This is a genomic window from Streptomyces sp. NPDC050508 (genome assembly GCF_040655155.1).
In the GTDB taxonomy this organism is placed as follows: domain Bacteria; phylum Actinomycetota; class Actinomycetes; order Streptomycetales; family Streptomycetaceae; genus Streptomyces.
In genome coordinates this window covers 316,583-334,452 of sequence record NZ_JBFAJJ010000012.1, presented here as the reverse complement: position 1 = coordinate 334,452, position 17,870 = coordinate 316,583, and the positions used below count along the sequence as shown (strand labels likewise).

The 17,870-nt window shown below is 70.9% G+C and carries 21 protein-coding genes; 16 read left to right on the top strand and 5 right to left on the bottom strand.

Annotated features, from left to right (window positions below; genetic code table 11):
- Nucleotides 1-247 precede the first annotated feature (247 nt).
- From ybaK to AB0I69_RS31985, 4 genes are all read right to left on the bottom strand, one after another.
- Complete coding sequence (gene ybaK / locus AB0I69_RS32000; RefSeq protein WP_363099213.1) at nt 248-757, bottom strand: Cys-tRNA(Pro) deacylase; 510 nt, start codon at nt 755-757, stop codon at nt 248-250.
- Nucleotides 758-772: 15 nt separating this feature from the next.
- Nucleotides 773-1,516 carry an LON peptidase substrate-binding domain-containing protein gene (locus tag AB0I69_RS31995; protein ID WP_363099212.1) on the bottom strand — a complete coding sequence of 248 codons (744 nt, stop codon included), beginning with the start codon at nt 1,514-1,516 and terminating at the stop codon, nt 773-775.
- Between the two features lie 11 nt (nt 1,517-1,527).
- Nucleotides 1,528-2,661 (bottom strand): hypothetical protein, encoded by a 1,134-nt coding sequence (locus AB0I69_RS31990; RefSeq protein WP_363099211.1) that lies wholly within the window; start codon nt 2,659-2,661, stop codon nt 1,528-1,530.
- Nucleotides 2,662-2,800: 139 nt separating this feature from the next.
- Nucleotides 2,801-4,378 carry an oxidoreductase gene (locus tag AB0I69_RS31985; RefSeq protein ID WP_363099210.1) on the bottom strand — a complete coding sequence of 526 codons (1,578 nt, stop codon included), beginning with the start codon at nt 4,376-4,378 and terminating at the stop codon, nt 2,801-2,803.
- Between the two features lie 171 nt (nt 4,379-4,549).
- Here AB0I69_RS31985 and hisD point away from each other — a divergent pair, with 171 nt between their 5' ends.
- The 10 genes from hisD (at nt 4,550) to AB0I69_RS31935 (ending at nt 12,264) form a co-directional block, all read left to right on the top strand.
- Nucleotides 4,550-5,872 carry a histidinol dehydrogenase gene (gene hisD, locus AB0I69_RS31980; protein ID WP_363099209.1) on the top strand — a complete coding sequence of 441 codons (1,323 nt, stop codon included), beginning with the start codon at nt 4,550-4,552 and terminating at the stop codon, nt 5,870-5,872.
- Nucleotides 5,869-6,987, top strand: a complete 1,119-nt coding sequence (locus AB0I69_RS31975) for a histidinol-phosphate transaminase (protein WP_363099208.1) — start codon at nt 5,869-5,871, stop codon at nt 6,985-6,987. The genes hisD and AB0I69_RS31975 overlap by 4 nt, the downstream gene beginning before the upstream one ends.
- The gene (gene hisB, locus AB0I69_RS31970; protein ID WP_043675308.1) at nt 6,984-7,577 is read left to right on the top strand and encodes an imidazoleglycerol-phosphate dehydratase HisB; all 594 of its coding nucleotides are present in this window, start codon (nt 6,984-6,986) and stop codon (nt 7,575-7,577) included. The genes AB0I69_RS31975 and hisB overlap by 4 nt, the downstream gene beginning before the upstream one ends.
- Nucleotides 7,574-7,738, top strand: a complete 165-nt coding sequence (locus tag AB0I69_RS31965) for a hypothetical protein (protein ID WP_200811998.1) — start codon at nt 7,574-7,576, stop codon at nt 7,736-7,738. Before hisB ends, AB0I69_RS31965 begins: the two co-directional genes overlap by 4 nt.
- Nucleotides 7,729-8,385, top strand: a complete 657-nt coding sequence (hisH, locus tag AB0I69_RS31960) for an imidazole glycerol phosphate synthase subunit HisH (protein ID WP_363099207.1) — start codon at nt 7,729-7,731, stop codon at nt 8,383-8,385. Before AB0I69_RS31965 ends, hisH begins: the two co-directional genes overlap by 10 nt.
- A complete protein-coding gene (gene priA, locus AB0I69_RS31955; protein ID WP_328683917.1) occupies nt 8,385-9,113 on the top strand; it encodes a bifunctional 1-(5-phosphoribosyl)-5-((5-phosphoribosylamino)methylideneamino)imidazole-4-carboxamide isomerase/phosphoribosylanthranilate isomerase PriA in 729 nt (242 codons plus the stop codon). The genes hisH and priA overlap by 1 nt, the downstream gene beginning before the upstream one ends.
- Nucleotides 9,110-9,520 carry a RidA family protein gene (locus tag AB0I69_RS31950; protein ID WP_363099206.1) on the top strand — a complete coding sequence of 137 codons (411 nt, stop codon included), beginning with the start codon at nt 9,110-9,112 and terminating at the stop codon, nt 9,518-9,520. The genes priA and AB0I69_RS31950 overlap by 4 nt, the downstream gene beginning before the upstream one ends.
- Nucleotides 9,517-10,272, top strand: a complete 756-nt coding sequence (gene hisF, locus AB0I69_RS31945) for an imidazole glycerol phosphate synthase subunit HisF (protein WP_363099205.1) — start codon at nt 9,517-9,519, stop codon at nt 10,270-10,272. Before AB0I69_RS31950 ends, hisF begins: the two co-directional genes overlap by 4 nt.
- A 136-nt stretch (nt 10,273-10,408) precedes the next feature.
- Entirely contained in the window at nt 10,409-10,999 is a 591-nt protein-coding gene (locus AB0I69_RS31940) for a helix-turn-helix domain-containing protein (RefSeq protein ID WP_363099204.1), read from the top strand.
- Nucleotides 11,000-11,013: 14 nt separating this feature from the next.
- Complete coding sequence (locus AB0I69_RS31935; RefSeq protein ID WP_363099203.1) at nt 11,014-12,264, top strand: MFS transporter; 1,251 nt, start codon at nt 11,014-11,016, stop codon at nt 12,262-12,264.
- Between the two features lie 24 nt (nt 12,265-12,288).
- Here the strand turns inward: AB0I69_RS31935 and AB0I69_RS31930 are convergent, their stop codons facing one another.
- A complete protein-coding gene (locus tag AB0I69_RS31930) occupies nt 12,289-12,924 on the bottom strand; it encodes a TIGR03085 family metal-binding protein (RefSeq protein WP_363099202.1) in 636 nt (211 codons plus the stop codon).
- Nucleotides 12,925-13,006: 82 nt separating this feature from the next.
- Between AB0I69_RS31930 and hisI the strand changes: the two genes are divergently transcribed.
- From hisI to trpC, 6 genes are all read left to right on the top strand, one after another.
- Complete coding sequence (hisI, locus tag AB0I69_RS31925; protein WP_363099201.1) at nt 13,007-13,417, top strand: phosphoribosyl-AMP cyclohydrolase; 411 nt, start codon at nt 13,007-13,009, stop codon at nt 13,415-13,417.
- Between the two features lie 11 nt (nt 13,418-13,428).
- The gene (locus AB0I69_RS31920) at nt 13,429-14,907 is read left to right on the top strand and encodes an anthranilate synthase component I (RefSeq protein ID WP_363099200.1); all 1,479 of its coding nucleotides are present in this window, start codon (nt 13,429-13,431) and stop codon (nt 14,905-14,907) included.
- Between the two features lie 52 nt (nt 14,908-14,959).
- Entirely contained in the window at nt 14,960-15,601 is a 642-nt protein-coding gene (locus AB0I69_RS31915; RefSeq protein WP_363099199.1) for a TIGR02234 family membrane protein, read from the top strand.
- A gap of 203 nt (nt 15,602-15,804) precedes the next feature.
- Nucleotides 15,805-16,053 (top strand): HGxxPAAW family protein, encoded by a 249-nt coding sequence (locus AB0I69_RS31910; RefSeq protein ID WP_033284522.1) that lies wholly within the window; start codon nt 15,805-15,807, stop codon nt 16,051-16,053.
- A gap of 106 nt (nt 16,054-16,159) precedes the next feature.
- The gene (locus tag AB0I69_RS31905; protein WP_363099198.1) at nt 16,160-16,615 is read left to right on the top strand and encodes a DUF2752 domain-containing protein; all 456 of its coding nucleotides are present in this window, start codon (nt 16,160-16,162) and stop codon (nt 16,613-16,615) included.
- 126 nt (nt 16,616-16,741) lie between these two features.
- On the top strand, nt 16,742-17,551 hold the full coding sequence (gene trpC / locus AB0I69_RS31900; RefSeq protein WP_363099197.1) for an indole-3-glycerol phosphate synthase TrpC: 810 nt from the start codon (nt 16,742-16,744) through the stop codon (nt 17,549-17,551).
- Nucleotides 17,552-17,870 lie beyond the last annotated feature (319 nt).

Here is a 17,870-nt window from a genome sequence, read left to right as displayed (position 1 = left end):
CCCCGCCGCCCCTACCCGTCCCATCCCTGGGGGCTGCCGCCCCCAGACCCCCGCTTCGGCCTGAACGGCCTCGTCCTCAAACGCCGGACGGGCTGGATGGTGCCGGCCGGTGATGAGAAGTCACGTAATACCTACGCGGGTCGGTGGCCGTGGTTCGAGCGGCCCTTCTTGATGCGCCACTTTCGTTTCCGGGTTTTCTTCGACATGTCCCTTGTGCTTAACCGAGGACGGGACCGTCGTCGAGGGGTCACGCACGGCCGATGGGGGCCAGCACCGCTTCCGTGAGGTTTGTCAGGTCCTTGGGGGAGAGTTCGACCTCCAGGCCGCGGCGGCCCGCCGAGACACAGATCGTGGGGTGGGCGGAGGCCGAGTCGTCCAGGACTGTGCGGAGTTTCTTGCGCTGGCCCAGGGGGGAGATGCCGCCGCGGACGTAGCCCGTGGTGCGTTCGGCGAGGGTCGGGTCGGCCATCGTCGCGCGTTTGCCGCCCAGTGCCGCGGCCAGGGCTTTCAGGTCCAGTTGGCCCGCTACCGGGACGACGGCCACTGTCAGGGCGCCGTCCACGTCCGCCACCAGGGTTTTGAAGACGCGGTCCGGGGAGACGCCCATGGCCTCGGCCGCCTCCTCGCCGTAGGAGGGGTGGGCGGGGTCGTGGTCGTAGGCGTGGATCTCGTACGGCACTCCCGCGGCCGTCAGGGCCACGGTCGCGGGAGTGCCGCCCGACTGTTGCTGCTTCTGCTGTTTCGGCTTCTTCGCCATCGGGGGACTCCGGCCTCAGTTCAGGCTTGTCGGGCCGCGTGTCAGGTCCGACGCAGGTAGCGACGGCAGGTTGCGGATGATGGCTGTCTCGGAGCGGAGGAGTTTCAGTTCGTCGCGCAGGCGGGAGGCGGTGTCGGGGGCCTGGAGCAGGCGTTGTTTGGTTGCCGTGTCCAGCATCATCGCCGCGGCGACCAGGTAGGAGACGACCGCCGGTTCGTCGGGGAGTTCGGCCTCGCCCGTCGACAGGGTGCGTTCGCGGGCGCCCGCCAGGCGCTTCTGGTACTGGCGGAACGCGCGTAGCACGCCTTCGGCAAGCGCGCCCGCCTCGTCGCCCTTCTCCTCGGGCAGCTCCTCCAGCTCGGCCGTCAGGAACGGGCCCGAGGCGTCCACGGAGAGCAGTCGCATGCGGGTCGTGCCCGTCGCCAGCACCTCGAAGCTGCCGTCGGCGCGCTCGCGGATCGTGGCCGCGTCGGCCACGCAGCCCACCGAGTGGAAGGACTTGAGCGGGTCGGGGCCGAAGCCGGCGGCGGGGCCGCGTTCGGGCACGGCCGTCTGGTCGGGCATGCCCGGGGCGGTCGATGCCACCTCGTGGCCGTCGCGGATGGCCACGACGGCGAATCGGCGCGATTCCTCCTCAGGGGTCTTGAGCAGTTCGCGCATCATGGCGCGATAGCGCTCCTCGAAAATGTTCAGAGGAAGCACGAGCCCCGGGAACAGAACCGAGTTCAGGGGGAAGAGGGGCAGCCGGACGGTGGTCACGGCGCAAAAGCCTAATGGTCGCCGGAGCGGGCACGTCCGTCGTGCTCACTCCGTGGATACCCGGGTGCGTCCTCGAAGGCCCACGGCTGCCGGGGGATTGCCGCGAGACCGGGCGGAATCGGGCTGCCCAGCGGCAGTTCCGCGGCCACCGCTATCCGTACGCCGTCCCGGACTTCGAGGAACTGGCCCAGCGGGTCGTCGGAGATCCGGTCCCAGGGGAACGACGTGGCGTACGGGCCGATCAGGCGGAGCTGGTCCAGCGCGTCCGTCCAGCGTTCCAGGCGGATGAGGACGTAGGTGAGGAGGTTGCGGACCTCGGCGGGCCACGGGTCCGCCGCCGCGTACGTGGCCGAGAGGGCGATGGCCAGGTCGGCCGCCGCGTCCAGCCGGGCGCGGGGGACGGTCGCGCCGCAGCCGTCGGTCAGACAGGCGAAGGCCGCGCGCACCGGCAGCGCCTCGACGAGTGAGCCGGGCAGGGCGTCCTGCGCGGCCGGCTCGGCGAAGTCGAAGCCCTCGCGGTGCGAGCACCGGGCGGTGTGGGGCGTGTTCCCCCACTGGGCGCAGCAGGGCGCGGACACGTACTGGAGGGCGGCCACATGGCAGCCGTAGTGGTGCGGGGAACGGCGGACCGCCTCGCCCCACAGCCGCTCGAACTCGGCGTGCCCCGCGTTCGTGCCCCGCGCCCGGTCCAGGGCGATGCGCCACGGCACCGGGTCGCGCGGCTCGGCCTCGGCCGCCGCCGTGATCAGCGGGCTCAGCTCGCGGAGCAGTTCGGCGCGGGCCGGCGACTCCCAGCCGCGGTCCATCGCCAGCTGGGCCGTGAGGAGGAGCGCGTCCGGGTTCTGCGGGGCGGCCACGCACCAGTCGTCCAGCCACTCGGGGCGGCAGCGGGCGAACGCGGCGAGCCGGCGTGTGTGGCGGTCGCGGTCCTCCCACTCGGCGGACACGCGCGTGGTGGCCAGCAGCTCGGCGGCGGGCCCGTACTCGCCGCGCCCGGCCGCGACCAGCGCGGGACCGAGCCGGTCGTCGGGCGCGTCGAGAAGGACCTCGTCGTCGGCCGGCAGCCCGGCGGCGAGCCGCGAGGTGTTCCTTGCCATCCGGGCGGTACGGATGAACGCGCGCAGCAGAGCCATGGTGTCGACCATTGAAAGACCGCGGATCCGGAGTGCGCCAGACCGATTGGGTACCCGGCTGAAAGTTGTACGCACTTCGGTCAAGCCCCGGCAAAAGGTGACTGTTGCTCATCTGTTCGAGTGCTGTGGGCGCGAGCTTCCGGAGGGGCTCCTATCCGCGCCTGAGCAGCCGTGTGGCGCCCGCCGCCACCGTCGTCGCAAGGATCCAGCCCAGCAGGATCAGCGCCACGGACAGCCACTGCCAGCCGCCGTGCAGCTGCCACTGGCCCACCTGCCCCAGGTCGATCACCGGCAGCAGCAGATCCAGGGCGAACAGAGCGGGGCTCCACGGCGGGTGCCCGCTCGCGTTCACCGGTGCGTGGTCGGCATGCGCGAAGGCCAGCGAGCTGGCCGCCCACAGCACCGCCATCCACACGGCGGCCCGGCCCGGCCGGTACCCGTAGGCGACCGTCCAGTCCTGCACGACCCCCCACACCTTGGCCGCGACCGGCAGGCTCTCCCGGCGCCGGCGCTGCTTGGCGAGCAGCACCTCGCGCGCGTCCTCGTCCTCACCGGCGTTGCGCAGCACGGTCGCGAGCCGCTCGTACGGCTCCGGGGCGTACTCGGCGGTCGCCGCGGCCACCCAGTCGAGCCGGGCGTCCAGCGGGAACGGGCCCTGCGGTACGAGGTTCTCGTACACGAAGCCGCCCATGTGGAGGTTGCCGGGACCCGGCCAACTGCCCGCCCCGTCGATCAGGTTGACGACCCGCGCCCCCGACAGCACCACCTTGCCGCGCTGCGGCTTCTCCCCGAGGAAGCGCAACTCGGGTGTCTGCACGCGCAGCAGCGACAGCTCCTGGTCGTCCGTGAACGTGAACCGGGCCCGCTCCAGGTCCACGGCGTCCCCGAACCGCCCGTCGTCCAGGCGCACCCCGCCCTGGCACGAGAAACGCTGGATGCGGGTCCCGCGCGCGGGAGTTGTGCCGCTCAGCCAGGGGCCGCCGACACCGGCCGGGGTCAGGTACAGGGTGCGGCCCACTGTCAACTGGGGCGCGTTCAGGGCGAGTCGGGTGTACGGGTTGGCCAGCCGGGCACCGCGCAGACTCAGCGAGACGCCGACCTTCGCGCTGCGCAGGCTCAACTCGCCGTGCGATTCGAGGAGTTCGGCCTGCAGATCCTGCCCTACGGTCATGCCGTCGGCGGCGATCGAACGCCCGGTGCGGTCCCGGTAGACGATCGCCTGGTTGAGCAGCAGATCGGTACCGATGTGCGCGTCGGTCAGCCGTACGCCGTTGTGGAAGCGGCAGCGCGGCAGATGCAGGTCACCCTCCGTGTGCACGCGGGCCGCCTCCAGGCGCGGCACCGAGCAGTCCACCAGCCGTACGGTCTGGAAGTGGGCCTCCGGCAGCAGCACCTCCCGCTCGAAGCGGCAGCCCTTCAGCTCGACGTACGGCGCGACGGTGCCGCCCGCCAGGTCCAGGACGCCGCTGATCTGCACGCCGGTGAGTTTCAGGGAGGCCACCCGGCCGGACAACGCGGGCGGGCCGTCGAGGAGCAGCCAGCACACGAACCGTGCCCGTACGGTCCGTTCCGGGCCCCATGGATGTCCGCCGTGCGGATCGTCGACGACGGTGTCGCCGCTGCTCAGGTCGTACACGCTGCCGTTGCGGAAGGCCTGCCACATACCGGCCTCGGCGGCGGTCGCATCGTCCGGCACATCCCCCGCGCGGATGCCGGCACCCTCGGTCACTGCTCTTTCATCCCTCTCACTTACTCACGGGTTTCGCACAGCTGTTCATGCCCGCTCCGTGACGCCCGGAACACTAGACGTGAAGGGGATCTTCCAGGTTCCGGCCACGTTCTGTATCAGCCATTGATATGCGCGAGCAGCGCGCGATCGTCGTCTGCGAGAATTGCTCCCGTGATCTCCCGAATCGATCTGCGCGGCGACGCCCTCCCTGACGGGCCCGCCCTGCGCGACCTGCTGCCCCGAGCCGACTTCGACGTCTCGGCCGCCCTGGAGAAGGTGCGTCCGATCTGCGAGGCCGTGCATCATCGGGGCGACGCGGCGCTGATCGACTTCGCCGAGAAGTTCGACGGCGTACGCCTGGAGCAGGTGCGGGTCCCGGCCCGGGCGATCAGCGAGGCGCTGGAGCAGCTCGACCCGGCGGTGCGCGCGGCCCTGGAGGAGTCCATCCGGCGCGCCCGGCTCGTCCACCGCGAGCAGCGCCGTACGACGCACACCACCCAGGTCGTGCCCGGCGGCACGGTCACCGAGAAGTGGGTGCCGGTGGATCGGGTGGGGCTGTACGCCCCGGGCGGGCGGTCCGTCTATCCGTCGTCCGTGATCATGAACGTGGTGCCCGCGCAGGAGGCGGGCGTCGAGTCCGTCGCGCTCGCCTCCCCGCCGCAGGCCGAGTTCGACGGGCTTCCGCACCCGACGATCCTCGCCGCCTGCGCGCTGCTCGGCGTCGACGAGGTCTACGCCGTCGGCGGCGCCCAGGCCGTCGCGATGTTCGCCTACGGCACCGAGTCCTGCGCGCCCGCCAACATGGTCACCGGGCCCGGCAACATCTGGGTCGCCGCCGCCAAGCGCTACTTCACCGGCAAGATCGGCATCGACACCGAGGCCGGTCCCACCGAGATCGCGGTCCTCGCCGACGACAGCGCCGACCCGGTGCACGTCGCCGCCGACCTGATCAGCCAGGCCGAGCACGACCCGCTCGCCGCGGCCGTCCTGGTCACGGACTCCGTGACGCTCGCGGACGCGGTCGAGAAGGAACTCGAACCGCAGGTCGCGGCCACCAAGCACATCGAGGATCGGATCGCCCCGGCGCTGGCCGGCAAGCAGTCCGCGATCGTCCTGGTCGACGGCATCGACGAGGGCCTGCGCGTCGTGGACGCGTACGGCGCCGAGCACTTGGAGATCCAGACCGCGGATGCCGCTGCGGTCGCCGACCGGGTTCGCAACGCGGGCGCGATCTTCGTCGGACCCTGGGCGCCCGTCTCCCTCGGCGACTACGCGGCCGGCTCCAACCACGTGCTGCCGACCGGGGGTTGCGCCTGCCACTCCTCCGGCCTGTCCGTGCAGTCCTTCCTCCGGGGCATCCACATCGTCGACTACACCCGCGACGCCCTCGCCGACGTAGCGCATCACGTGGTGACGCTGGCGGAGGCGGAGGATCTGCCCGCGCACGGCGCGGCGGTCAAGGCAAGGTTCGGTTGGAAGGTGCCCGGCAAGTGAGCTTCGGAATCGACGATCTTCCCGTACGGGACGAGCTGCGCGGCAAGTCCCCCTACGGCGCGCCCCAGTTGGACGTCCCCGTACGGCTGAACACCAACGAGAACCCCTACCCGCTGCCCGAGGCGCTGGTCGAGCGGATCACCGAGCGGGTTCGTGAAGCTGCCCGTGACCTCAACCGCTACCCCGACCGGGACGCGGTCGAGCTGCGCACCGAGCTGGCCAACTACCTGACGAAGACCGGCGGTTACCGCGTCGGCGTCGAGAACGTATGGGCGGCCAACGGCTCCAACGAGGTCATCCAGCAACTGCTCCAGACCTTCGGCGGGCCCGGCCGTACCGCGATCGGCTTCGAGCCGTCGTACTCGATGCACGCGCTCATCGCGCGCGGCACGGGGACCGGTTGGATCTCCGGTCCGCGCAACGAGGACTTCACGATCGATCTCGCCGCCGCCGAGCGCTGGATCGCCGAGAACAAGCCCGACGTCGTGTTCATCACGACCCCCAACAACCCCACGGGCAACGCGGTTCCGCCCGAGACGGTCCTCGCGCTGTACGAGGCCGCGCAGGCCGCCAAGCCGTCGATGGTGATCGTCGACGAGGCGTACATCGAGTTCAGCCACGGCGACTCGCTGCTGCCGCTGCTCGAAGGTCGGCCGAATCTCGTCGTTTCGCGGACGATGTCGAAGGCCTTCGGGGCGGCGGGGCTCCGCCTCGGCTATCTCGCCGCCCACCCGGCCGTCGTCGACGCCGTCCAACTCGTACGGCTGCCCTACCACTTGTCGGCCGTCACCCAGGCGACCGCGCTGGCCGCCCTGGAGCACACCGACACGCTGCTGGGGTACGTGGAGCAGCTGAAGTCCGAACGGGACCGGCTGGTGGGCGAGTTGCGGGCCATCGGCTACGAAGTCGTCGAGTCCGACGCGAACTTCGTGCAGTTCGGGCGCTTCCTCGGCGAGGGAGGCTCGCACGCGGCCTGGCAGAAGATCCTCGACCGGGGCGTCCTGGTCCGGGACAACGGCATCCCGGGGTGGCTGCGGGTCTCCGCCGGAACCCCCGAAGAGAACGACGCGTTCCTCGACGCGGTCCGTGAGTTGATGAAGGAGCAGAGCACATGAACCGCGTAGGACGGGTGGAGCGGACGACGAAGGAGACCTCGGTCCTCGTCGAGATCGATCTCGACGGCCACGGCAAGGTCGACGTGTCGACAGGGGTCGGCTTCTACGACCACATGCTCGACCAGCTCGGCCGGCACGGTCTGTTCGACCTCACCGTGAAGACCGAGGGCGACCTGCACATCGACTCGCACCACACCATCGAGGACACCGCCCTCGCCCTCGGCGCCGCCTTCAAGCAGGCGCTCGGCGACAAGGTGGGTATTTATCGATTCGGGAACTGCACGGTCCCGCTGGACGAGTCCCTCGCCCAGGTCACCGTCGACCTGTCCGGCCGCCCCTACCTCGTGCACACCGAGCCCGAGAACATGGCGCCGATGATCGGCGAGTACGACACCACGATGACCCGGCACATCCTGGAGTCCTTCGTCGCCCAGGCCCAGATCGCGCTTCATGTGCACGTGCCCTATGGGCGCAACGCACACCACATCGTGGAGTGCCAGTTCAAGGCGCTGGCCCGCGCGCTGCGCTACGCCTCCGAGCGTGACCCGCGCGCGGCCGGCATCCTCCCCTCCACGAAGGGCGCGCTGTGACCAGCCTGTCGAGCCTCCTCATCGTCGTCGGGCTCTTCCTCCTCGGCGGGGTCTACTCCTTCGTCAAGCAGAAGATGCCGCGCCAGCTCATCGTGCTGATCTCCATCGCCGCCGCGATGTGCCTGGTCGCGGGTGTGATGAGGCTGGAGGTGTGGAATTGAGCGCAGCGAATGCCTCTAAGAAGGTCGTCGTTTTCGACTACGGCTTCGGGAACGTCCGTTCCGCCGAGCGTGCCCTCGCGCGCACCGGTGCCGAGGTCGAGATAACGCGTGACTACGACAAGGCCATGAACGCGGACGGGCTGCTGGTGCCGGGTGTCGGTGCCTTCGCCGCCTGCATGCAGGGCCTCAAGGAGGCGCGCGGCGACTGGATCGTCGGGCGTCGGCTGGCGGGCGGGCGCCCGGTGATGGGCATCTGCGTCGGCATGCAGATCCTGTTCGCGCGCGGCATCGAGCACGGCGTCGAGACCGAGGGCCTGGACGAGTGGCCCGGTTCGGTCGAGCCGCTACAGGCCGAGATCGTGCCCCACATGGGCTGGAACACCGTGGACACCCCGGCGGGCTCGCAGCTCTTCGCGGGCCTCGACGCGGACGCGCGCTTCTACTTCGTGCACTCCTACGCCGTCCACGACTGGTCCCTGGAAGTCGTGAACCCGGCGATGCGTGCCCCCCTGGTGAGCTGGACGACGCACGGCAAGCCCTTCGTGGCCGCCGTGGAGAACGGCGCCCTGTGGGCCACGCAGTTCCACCCCGAGAAGTCCGGCGACGCCGGAGCGCAGCTGTTGAACAACTGGATCGGAACCCTCTGATGCCTTCGAAGCTCGAACTCCTCCCCGCCGTCGACGTCCGCGACGGCCAGGCCGTCCGCCTCGTCCACGGCGAGTCCGGGACCGAGACCTCCTACGGCTCCCCCCTCGAAGCCGCCCTCGCCTGGCAGAGCTCCGGCGCCGAGTGGCTGCACCTCGTCGACCTGGACGCCGCGTTCGGCACCGGCGACAACCGCAAGCTCATCGCCGAGGTCGCCGGCGCCATGGACATCAAGGTCGAGCTGTCCGGCGGCATCCGCGACGACGACACCCTCGCCGCCGCCCTCGCCACCGGCTGCACCCGGGTGAACCTCGGCACCGCCGCGCTGGAGACCCCGGAGTGGGTCGCCAAGGTCATCGCCGAGCACGGCGACAAGATCGCGGTCGGCCTCGACGTACGCGGCACGACCCTGCGCGGACGCGGCTGGACCCGCGACGGCGGCGACCTCTACGAGACGCTGGACCGCCTCAACTCCGAGGGCTGCGCCCGGTACGTGGTCACCGACATCGCCAAGGACGGCACCCTCCAGGGCCCCAACCTGGAGCTGCTGCGCAACGTCTGCGCGGCGACCGACCGCCCGGTCGTGGCCTCCGGCGGCGTGTCGTCGCTGGACGACCTCCGCGCGATCTCCGAGCTGGTACCCCTCGGTGTCGAGGGCTCCATCGTCGGGAAAGCCCTGTACGCGAAGGCGTTCACTCTGGAAGAGGCCTTGGAGGCGGTGGCCCGGTGACCGAGCTACGACGCGTGTCGACCGGCGCGCCCTGGGAGGACGCCTTCGGCTACTCCCGCGCGGTGGAGCTGCCGAACGGCCTGGTGCTGGTCTCCGGGTGCACGTCGATAGTGGACGGCGAGATCGCCGGGGGCGGTCCCTACGAGCAGACGGTCAACGCGTTCAACGTCGCGTTCGCGGCGCTGGAGCAGCTGGGTCTCGGCCCCGCCGATGTGGTGCGCACCCGTATGTACATCACCCACGCCCGGGATGTGGACGATGTGGGCCGCGCACACAAGGAGCTGTTCGACGCGATCCGGCCCGCCGCGTCCATGATCATCGTGTCCGGCTTCGTCGACCCGAGCCTGGTCGTCGAGGTCGAGGTGGAGGCGTACCGCTCGGGTGCCGAGGGCGGAGGTTCCGCATGACGCTGGCGGTACGAGTCATCCCCTGCCTGGACGTGGACAACGGCCGGGTCGTCAAGGGCGTCAACTTCCAGAACCTGCGCGACGCGGGCGACCCCGTCGAGATGGCCAAGGTCTACGACGCCGAAGGCGCCGACGAGTTGACCTTCCTGGACATCACCGCGTCCTCCGGCAACCGCGAGACGACGTACGACGTGGTCCGCCGCACCGCCGAGCAGGTCTTCATCCCGCTCACGGTCGGCGGCGGCGTCCGCACGGCCGAGGACGTGGACAAGCTGCTGCGAGCGGGCGCGGACAAGGTCGGCGTCAACACGGCGGCCATCGCACGGCCCGACCTGATCCGGGAGATCGCCGAGCGGTTCGGGCGGCAGGTGCTGGTGCTGTCGGTGGACGCGCGCCGTACGGAGTCGGGCTCCTTCGAGGTGACCACCCACGGCGGTCGCAAGGGCACCGGCATCGACGCGGTCGAATGGGCGCACCGGGCGGCCGAGTTGGGGGCGGGGGAGATCCTGCTCAACTCGATGGACGCGGACGGCACGAAGGACGGCTACGACCTGGAGATGATCGCGGCGGTGCGCAAGCACGTGACCGTCCCGGTCATCGCCTCCGGGGGCGCGGGCAAGCTCGCGGACTTTCCGCCGGCGGTGGCCGCGGGGGCGGATGCCGTGCTGGCGGCTTCCGTCTTTCACTTCGGGGATCTGCGGATCGGCGAGGTGAAGCAGGCGTTGCGGGAGGCGGGTCACCCCGTGAGGTGACTTCGGTTCGGTGCCTTCCGTAGAGGCGTTGTAAGCCCCGGCTGCCTGGCGGTCGGGGCTTACTTGTGGGGGGATGCGAAAGAAAAGTTGCGCAAAATATATTGCGCAACTTTTCTTTCGTATCTACGGTGGGGTCATGAACGACAAGGAGCGGGACCGCCGCATCACGGACCTGGGGACGCTGAAGGCGTTGGCCCACCCGCTGCGGATGCGCCTGATGCGAGGGCTGACGATTGCGCAGGCGGCGACCGCCTCGCAGCTCGCGGAGCAGGTCGACGAGGCCGTCTCGCTGGTCAGCTACCACCTGCGCAAGCTCGCCCAGTACGGCCTGATCCAGGAGGCCGAGGCGCGCAGCACCGACAGCCGGGAGCGCTGGTGGGAGCCCGCCTCCGACGGCCTGAGCATCCGCCACGAGGACTTCCGCGACGCCCCCGAGAAGGCCGCCGCACACACCGCGGCCAGCCGGCTCTTCTTCGAGCAGCGCGCCGACATGTACCGGAACTACCTCGACGAACGGGCCTACTGGGGCGAGGAGTGGAACGCGGCGGCCGAGTCCTCGGAGGCGACGGTACGGCTCACCGCCGCCGAACTGGCCCGGCTGACCGCGGAGATGCTCGCCCTCGTCCGCCGCTACGACGAACAGGGCCGGGCCGCCGAAGCCGCAGGTGACACCGAGGGCCGCGAGACGGTCGCGGTGCACACGTACTCCTTCCCCTTCCGGCCCTGAGAGGACGAACTCCCGTGCCCGCCACGCGCATAGCCACGCCCGAGGCCCCCGCACTCCCGGCGCACCGCGACCCCAACGTCCTCCGCTGGCTCGGCGCCTACGCGGCGTCGATGGCGGGCGACGGTGTCTACTACGTAGCCCTGTCCTGGGCGGCCGTTCAGGCCGGTTCCCCGGCGCAGGCCGGCCTGGTGATGACGGTCAGCGCGCTGCCGCGCGCGGTGCTGATGCTGGGCGGGGGAGTGATCGCCGACCGCTTCGGTCCGCGCCGGGTCGTCATCGGCAGTGACGCGGTGCGTTGCGCGGCCGTGCTCGCGGTGGCGGCGCTGCTGTTCCTCACCGGTCCGGGGCTCTGGCCGCTCGCCGCGCTCGCCCTGGTCTTCGGCATCGTGGACGCCGTCTTCGTGCCCGCCGTGGGCGCGTTGCCCGCACGCATCACCGGCAAGGGCCAGCTCGCCAGGGTGCAGGGCATGCGGGGCCTCGCGTACCGGTTCGCCGTGATCTTCGGAGCTCCGGTCGGCGGTCTCGCCGTGGCGTTCGGCGGCGCGGTGGCCGCGTTCGGGGTGGCCGGGCTGCTGATCGCGGTGTCGGTACCGCTGCTGATCTCCGTACGGGTTCGGGAGCTGCCGCCGGACGACACGGCCGCCGTCGGCATAACCACCGCGTGGCGCGACCTGGCTGCCGGGCTCCGCTACATCCGCCGTCATCGTGTTCTCGCCCCTCTGATGCTGGCCATCGCCCTCGGTGACCTGGGGTTCGTCGGTCCGCTCAACGTGGGGCTGACCCTGCTCGCCGACGAGCGGGGGTGGGGGGCGTCCGGGATGGGGTGGGTGCTCGCCGGGTTCGGGGTCGGCGCGGGGATCGCCTCGATGACGCTGACCGTGCGGGGGCAACTGCCGTACGCCGGGCGGGTCGCCGGTTACTCGATCATCGCCGGGTCCGTCGCGATAGGCGCCCTGGCCTACGTCCCGAGTGTCCTCGCAGCGGTAGGCATCGCCCTGCTCATCGGGCTGCTCGCCGGGCTCAGCGGCGCCGTCTGTGTGGCCCTGCTCCAGACCCAGTCCAACCCCGCCTACCTCGGCCGTGTCACAGCCGTCTCCAGCCTGGCCAGCCTCGGCTTCGCCCCGCTGAGCATGCCGCTGTCGGCCGCGGCGATCGGCGCGTGGGGCACGGGCCCGGTGTTCGTGTTCAGCGCGGTGGTCTGCGGGCTGGGCGGGGTCATCGCGTTGGGCGTCCGGGACCTGCGGCGCGCCGAACTGCCCGACTGACCCGGCCTGTTCACAACTGCGGGCTCAGATCCCCAGCTGCTTGGCCTCCTGGAGCTTGGCGATCGCGTTCTCGTCGCCGTCCAGTTCCACCTTGGCCACGCTCTGGCGGCCGTGGGCGAACATCAGCAGCTCCGAGGGCTCGCCGGTGACCGTCACCACCGGTGCGCCCTTGTGCGCGACCGCCGTCTGGCCGTCGGGGCGGCGCAGCACCAGGCCGGTCGGCGCGGTGCGGCCCATCAGCCGGGCCATGCGCTCAAGGCGCGACCACAGGGCGTCCTGGAACACCGGATCCAGTTCACGTGGCGTCCAGTCCTCCTGCGCACGCCGTACGTCCTCCGTGTGGACGTAGAACTCGACCGTGTTGGACGCCTCGTCGAGCTGCTTGAGCTGGAACGGCGAGAAGCGCGGCGGGCCCGTACGGATGAGCTGGATCAGCTCCTCGTACGGCTTCGCCGCGAACTCCGTCATCACCCGCTCCAGACGGGGCGCGAGCTGCTTGATCATGATGCCGCCGGCGGCGTCCGCGCGGCGCTCGCGCACCACCACGTGCGCGGCGAGGTCACGGGTCTGCCACCCCTCGCAGAGAGTCGGGGCGTCCGGGCCCGCGGTCTCCAGGAGATCGGCGAGAAGAAGTCGTTCACGCTTGGCGAAGGTCGACATACCGTCAGCCTACGACCGCGCGGAGGGTCCGCACAGTGGACGCCCGGCCAGGACTGTCAGTGGGGCGCGGCACAATGGCCCCATGACCAGCGCGCCCCAGTCCAGCAGCCTCGATCCCGAGATCGCCGCCCGCCTCAAGCGGAGCGCCGACGGGCTCGTCCCCGCCATCGCCCAGCAGTACGACACCGGTGAGGTGCTCATGCTCGGCTGGATGGACGACGAGGCGCTGCATCGGACGTTGACGACCGGCCGCTGCACCTACTGGTCCCGCAGCCGCCGGGAGTACTGGGTGAAGGGTGACACCTCCGGCCACTTCCAGCACGTCAAGTCGGTCGCCCTGGACTGCGACGCCGACACGGTCCTCGTGAAGGTCGACCAGATCGGCGCGGCCTGCCACACCGGCGCCCGCACGTGCTTCGACGCCGACGTGCTCCTCAAAGACGGTCTCCTCAAGGACGGCGCTGATTCCAGCACCGCCGCCTCGGATCAGTAGGGTCAGCCGCCATGGACCTTGAGACGTTCCGCAAGCTGGCCACCGACCGTCGCGTCATTCCGGTCACCCGCAAGCTCCTCGCCGACGGCGACACCCCGGTCGCGCTCTACCGCAAGCTCGCCGCGGAGCGCCCCGGCACCTTCCTCCTGGAGTCCGCGGAGAACGGCCGCTCCTGGTCCCGCTATTCGTTCGTCGGCGTCCGCAGCGCCGCCACCCTCACCGCCCGCGACGGCCAGGCCCACTGGCTCGGCACCCCGCCCGTCGGCGTCCCGGCCGACGGCGACCCCCTCGCCGCCCTGCGCGCCACCATCGAGACCCTGCACACTCCGCACCAGGAGGGCCTGCCGCCCTTCACCGGCGGCATGGTCGGCTATCTCGGCTACGACATCGTCCGCCGCCTGGAGAAGATCGGCCCGGGCGAGCGCGACGACCTCAAGCTTCCCGAGCTGACCATGCTCCTCACCAGCGACCTCGCCGTGATGGACCACTGGGAGGGCTCGGTCCTGTTGATCGCCAACGCGATCAACCACAACGACCTCGACACCGGCGTCGACGAGGCGTACGCGGACGCCATCGCCCGCCTCGACGCCATGGAGGCGGACCTCTCCCGCGCGGTCGCCCAGCCGCCCGCCCAGCTTCCGCCCTCCGAACTCCCCGAGTACACCGCGCTCTGGGGCGGCCCCGACTTCAAGGTGGCCGTGGAGGACATCAAGGAGCGCATCCGCGCGGGCGAGGCCTTCCAGGTCGTCCCGTCCCAGCGCTTCGAAACACCGTGCACGGCAAGCGCGTTGGATGTCTACCGGGTGCTGAGGGCGACCAATCCGTCCCCCTACATGTACCTGTTCCGCTTCGACGGCTTCGACGTGGTGGGCTCGTCTCCCGAGGCCCTCGTCAAGGTCGAGGACGGCCGCGCGATGGTCCACCCCATCGCTGGTACCCGGCACCGCGGGGCCACCCCGCAGGAGGACCAGGCCCTCGCCGACGAACTGCTCGCCGACCCCAAGGAGCGCGCCGAGCACCTCATGCTGGTCGACCTCGGCCGTAACGATTTGGGACGCGTCTGCGAGCCCGGCTCGGTCGAGGTCGTCGACTTCATGTCCGTCGAGCGGTACTCGCACGTGATGCACATCGTCTCCACGGTCACCGGCCGCGTCGCACCCGGCCGCACCGCCTTCGACGTCCTCACCGCCTGCTTCCCGGCCGGCACCCTCTCCGGCGCGCCCAAGCCCCGCGCGATGCAGATCATCGACGAACTGGAGCCGTCCAGAAGGGGGTTGTACGGCGGCTGCGTCGGCTACCTCGACTTCGCCGGCGACTCCGACACCGCCATCGCCATCCGTACGGCCCTGCTCCGCGACGGCACGGCCTACGTCCAGGCGGGCGCCGGCATCGTCGCCGACTCGGACCCGGAGCTGGAGGACCAGGAGTGCCGTAACAAGGCGGCGGCGGTGCTCCGCGCGGTGCACACGGCGAACCGGCTCGGGCAATAGGACGAGGGTCATATGAACCCCGGGTGACGGTTCGCCCGGGGTTCGAGCGATAGTGGACTACGTGACTGCTGCTGTTCCACACCCCCGTTCCGAAGGCGAAGGCCCCGCGCGCGCCGGCCGCCGCAGCCTCGCCGTAGCGCTGATGAGCGGTGCGCTCGGCGCGGCCGTGGCGCTGCTGGCCACCCGTCAGCGCTGGTCGGAGGGGACGGCGACGGTGGCCGGTGACCCGTTCCCGCTGACCGCCAGGGGCAGCGACGTCACGGGTGTGCCCGCGGCGCTCGCCATAGTGGGCCTCGCCGCGCTCGTCGCCGTGTTCGCCGTCCGCAGGACGGGCCGCTTCGCGGTCTCCGCCCTCCTCGCGCTCTCCGGCGCGGGCATCGTCGTCGCCGCCCTGCTGGGCGCCTCCGACAGCTCCGCGCTCGACGACAAGGCCGCGCAGGCCTCCGGCGACACCTCGTCCGTCGTGCACGCCTTCGAACACACGGCCTGGCCGTACGTCGCCGCGGTGGGCGGCGGCCTGATCCTGCTGGCCGGCCTGCTCGCCCTGCTCTACGGCCGCCGGTGGCCCGCGATGTCGGGCCGCTACGAGCGCAATGGCACGCCTCGCCCCCGGCGGACTCCTGTGGTGGACCCTGACCGTCCCGAGGACATCTGGAAGGCCCTGGACCGCGGTGAGGACCCCACCGGCGCGTAAGCACTCCGTTGGGAGAGCAGGCGATGCGCCGGGTCGTCGATCGACTGCGGCGCCGTCGTGGCTGGTCGCGCAGTTCCCCGCGCCCCTTTGGGGCGCTGCCGCGCCGCGCGCGGGGCCACCCCGAAGCAGCGCTTCCGTGTGCGTGCGGAAGAATGCAGCGTGAGCGTCTGCTCACACACGTACACAGCAACGAGGAGCACGTCATGGCGGGCAACAGCCACGGTCACACTTTGGCCGCCTGGACCGGTACCACCATCATCTTCATCGGTTTCCTGGTCGCGGGCGCCTTCATGGTGATGGCGCAGCCGGCCGGCTTCTGGGCCGGAATGGGGATCACGGTCGTCGGCGGCATCGTCGGCTGGGTCATGAGCGCGATGGGAATGGGCATGCCCAAGGACCGTCCCCAGGACCTGACCGAGCTGCTCGGCAAGACGGCGCACGCCGACAGCTGAGCCGTAGGCAGTAGCTGTCAGCCACCACTTCGTGGAGGGGCGGTCCCGGGAGCACCAGGAACCGCCCCTCACGCGCGCGTGCCGCACGAAAGGGCCAGGGGGCACAATGCGAGACGTGAACGCCGACAGCCAGAGCGTGCCGAAGACACGCGCCCCCGGTTCCGCCTCCGTACTGAACCGCGTCGCCGTGCCCGCGGCCGTCCTCGCGACCGTCGCCGGAGCCTTCGCCTACGTCGGCACGGTCGACCCGAACCAGCCCGGCCACTACCCCGTCTGCCCCCTGTACCGCCTCACCGGCCTGTACTGCCCCGGCTGCGGCGGCCTGCGCAGCGCGCACGAGTTCATCCACGGCGACTTCCTCGCCGCACTCCAGGACAACGCGATCGCCGTAGTGGGCTATCTGGCCTTCACGGTCGTATGGACCGTCTGGGTGGTCCGTGCGGCACGCGGCCGGCCCGCGCGGATCGAACTCGGCAGGGTCCAGCTGTGGAGTCTGGGCGCGTTGGTGCTGGTCTTCACGGTTGTCCGGAACCTGCCGTTCGGTGGCTGGCTACATCCTTGATCAACCGACGGATGTCCAGGTAGTGGGACCGGCGTCAACCGGATGCGAGGGCTACGCCTTCCTCCGGATACCATCGACGCTAGATGTGACCATGGCTTTTCCACCGTCCGGAAGGGGGCCGCTCGCGTGAGTGTGCTCGACGAGATCATCGACGGAGTCCGTGCCGACCTGGCGGAACGGCAGGCGCGCGTCAGCCTCGACGAGCTCAAGGAGCGCGCGGCGAAGGCTCCCGCTGCCAAGGACGGCGTCGCAGCCCTGCGCGGCGACGGCGTCAAGGTCATCTGCGAGGTCAAGCGCTCCAGCCCCTCCAAGGGCGCGCTGGCCGCGATCGCCGACCCGGCGGGCCTGGCCGCGGACTACGAGGCGGGCGGCGCAGCCGTCATCTCCGTCCTCACCGAACAGCGCCGCTTCGGCGGCTCGCTGGCCGACCTGGAGGCCGTTCGCGCCCGCGTGGACATCCCGGTCCTCCGCAAGGACTTCATCGTCACGTCGTACCAGCTCTGGGAGGCCCGGGCCTACGGCGCCGACCTCGTGCTGCTGATCGTCGCGGCCCTGGACCAGCCCGCCCTGGAGTCCCTCATCGAGCGCGCCGAGTCGATCGGCCTCACGCCGATCGTCGAGGTCCACGACGAGGACGAGGTCGACCGCGCGGTCGACGCCGGCGCCAAGATCATCGGCGTCAACGCCCGCAACCTCAAGACCCTTGAGGTCGACCGCGGCACCTTCGAGCGCGTCGCCCCCGAGATCCCCGCCCACATCGTCAAGATCGCCGAGTCCGGCGTCCGCGGCCCCCACGACCTCATCGCCTACGCCAACGCAGGCGCCGATGCGGTCCTGGTGGGCGAGTCCCTGGTCACCGGCCGCGACCCCAAGTCGGCGGTGTCGGACCTGGTCGCGGCGGGGGAGCACCCCGCACTGCGACACGGCCGTAGCTGATCACCCGGTAGGCTAGCCCGCGATGAACCTCACCCTGACGCCCACGGACCGGTACGCCCGCCTCGCGCGCGGCTGCCGTCCGAGGGGTTGCCGCGCCCCGGCCCGCCGGGTGCGCGGCCGCAGGGTGCGTTACGTCATCGGAGACGAGCCTGGGCAGGTAAACGGCCGTCGATGGCAGCGCGCCCTTTAGGGGCGCGGGGCTGTATTTGATGTGCGGCTACCGCCGCGCGGGCGCGACCAGCCACGGCCGGCCCGCAGCCAACTAACACCCCTCCGCCCCACGGCGCCTAGTGTCTCAACAAACACTCACCGTGAGGTT

Excerpts from the sequence above, each read along its gene's own strand:
- AB0I69_RS31905 (WP_363099198.1), top strand. The coding sequence starts at position 16,160 with ATGCGAGACGTGAACGCCGACAGCCAGAGCGTGCCGAAGACACGCGCC.
- hisB (WP_043675308.1), top strand. The coding sequence starts at position 6,984 with ATGAACCGCGTAGGACGGGTGGAGCGGACGACGAAGGAGACCTCGGTC.
- hisF (WP_363099205.1), top strand. The coding sequence starts at position 9,517 with ATGACGCTGGCGGTACGAGTCATCCCCTGCCTGGACGTGGACAACGGC.
- AB0I69_RS31930 (WP_363099202.1), bottom strand. The coding sequence starts at position 12,924 with ATGTCGACCTTCGCCAAGCGTGAACGACTTCTTCTCGCCGATCTCCTG.
- AB0I69_RS31910 (WP_033284522.1), top strand. The coding sequence starts at position 15,805 with ATGGCGGGCAACAGCCACGGTCACACTTTGGCCGCCTGGACCGGTACC.
- AB0I69_RS31990 (WP_363099211.1), bottom strand. The coding sequence starts at position 2,661 with ATGGTCGACACCATGGCTCTGCTGCGCGCGTTCATCCGTACCGCCCGG.
- AB0I69_RS31940 (WP_363099204.1), top strand. The coding sequence starts at position 10,409 with ATGAACGACAAGGAGCGGGACCGCCGCATCACGGACCTGGGGACGCTG.
- ybaK (WP_363099213.1), bottom strand. The coding sequence starts at position 757 with ATGGCGAAGAAGCCGAAACAGCAGAAGCAGCAACAGTCGGGCGGCACT.
- hisI (WP_363099201.1), top strand. The coding sequence starts at position 13,007 with ATGACCAGCGCGCCCCAGTCCAGCAGCCTCGATCCCGAGATCGCCGCC.
- AB0I69_RS31920 (WP_363099200.1), top strand. The coding sequence starts at position 13,429 with ATGGACCTTGAGACGTTCCGCAAGCTGGCCACCGACCGTCGCGTCATT.
- priA (WP_328683917.1), top strand. The coding sequence starts at position 8,385 with ATGCCTTCGAAGCTCGAACTCCTCCCCGCCGTCGACGTCCGCGACGGC.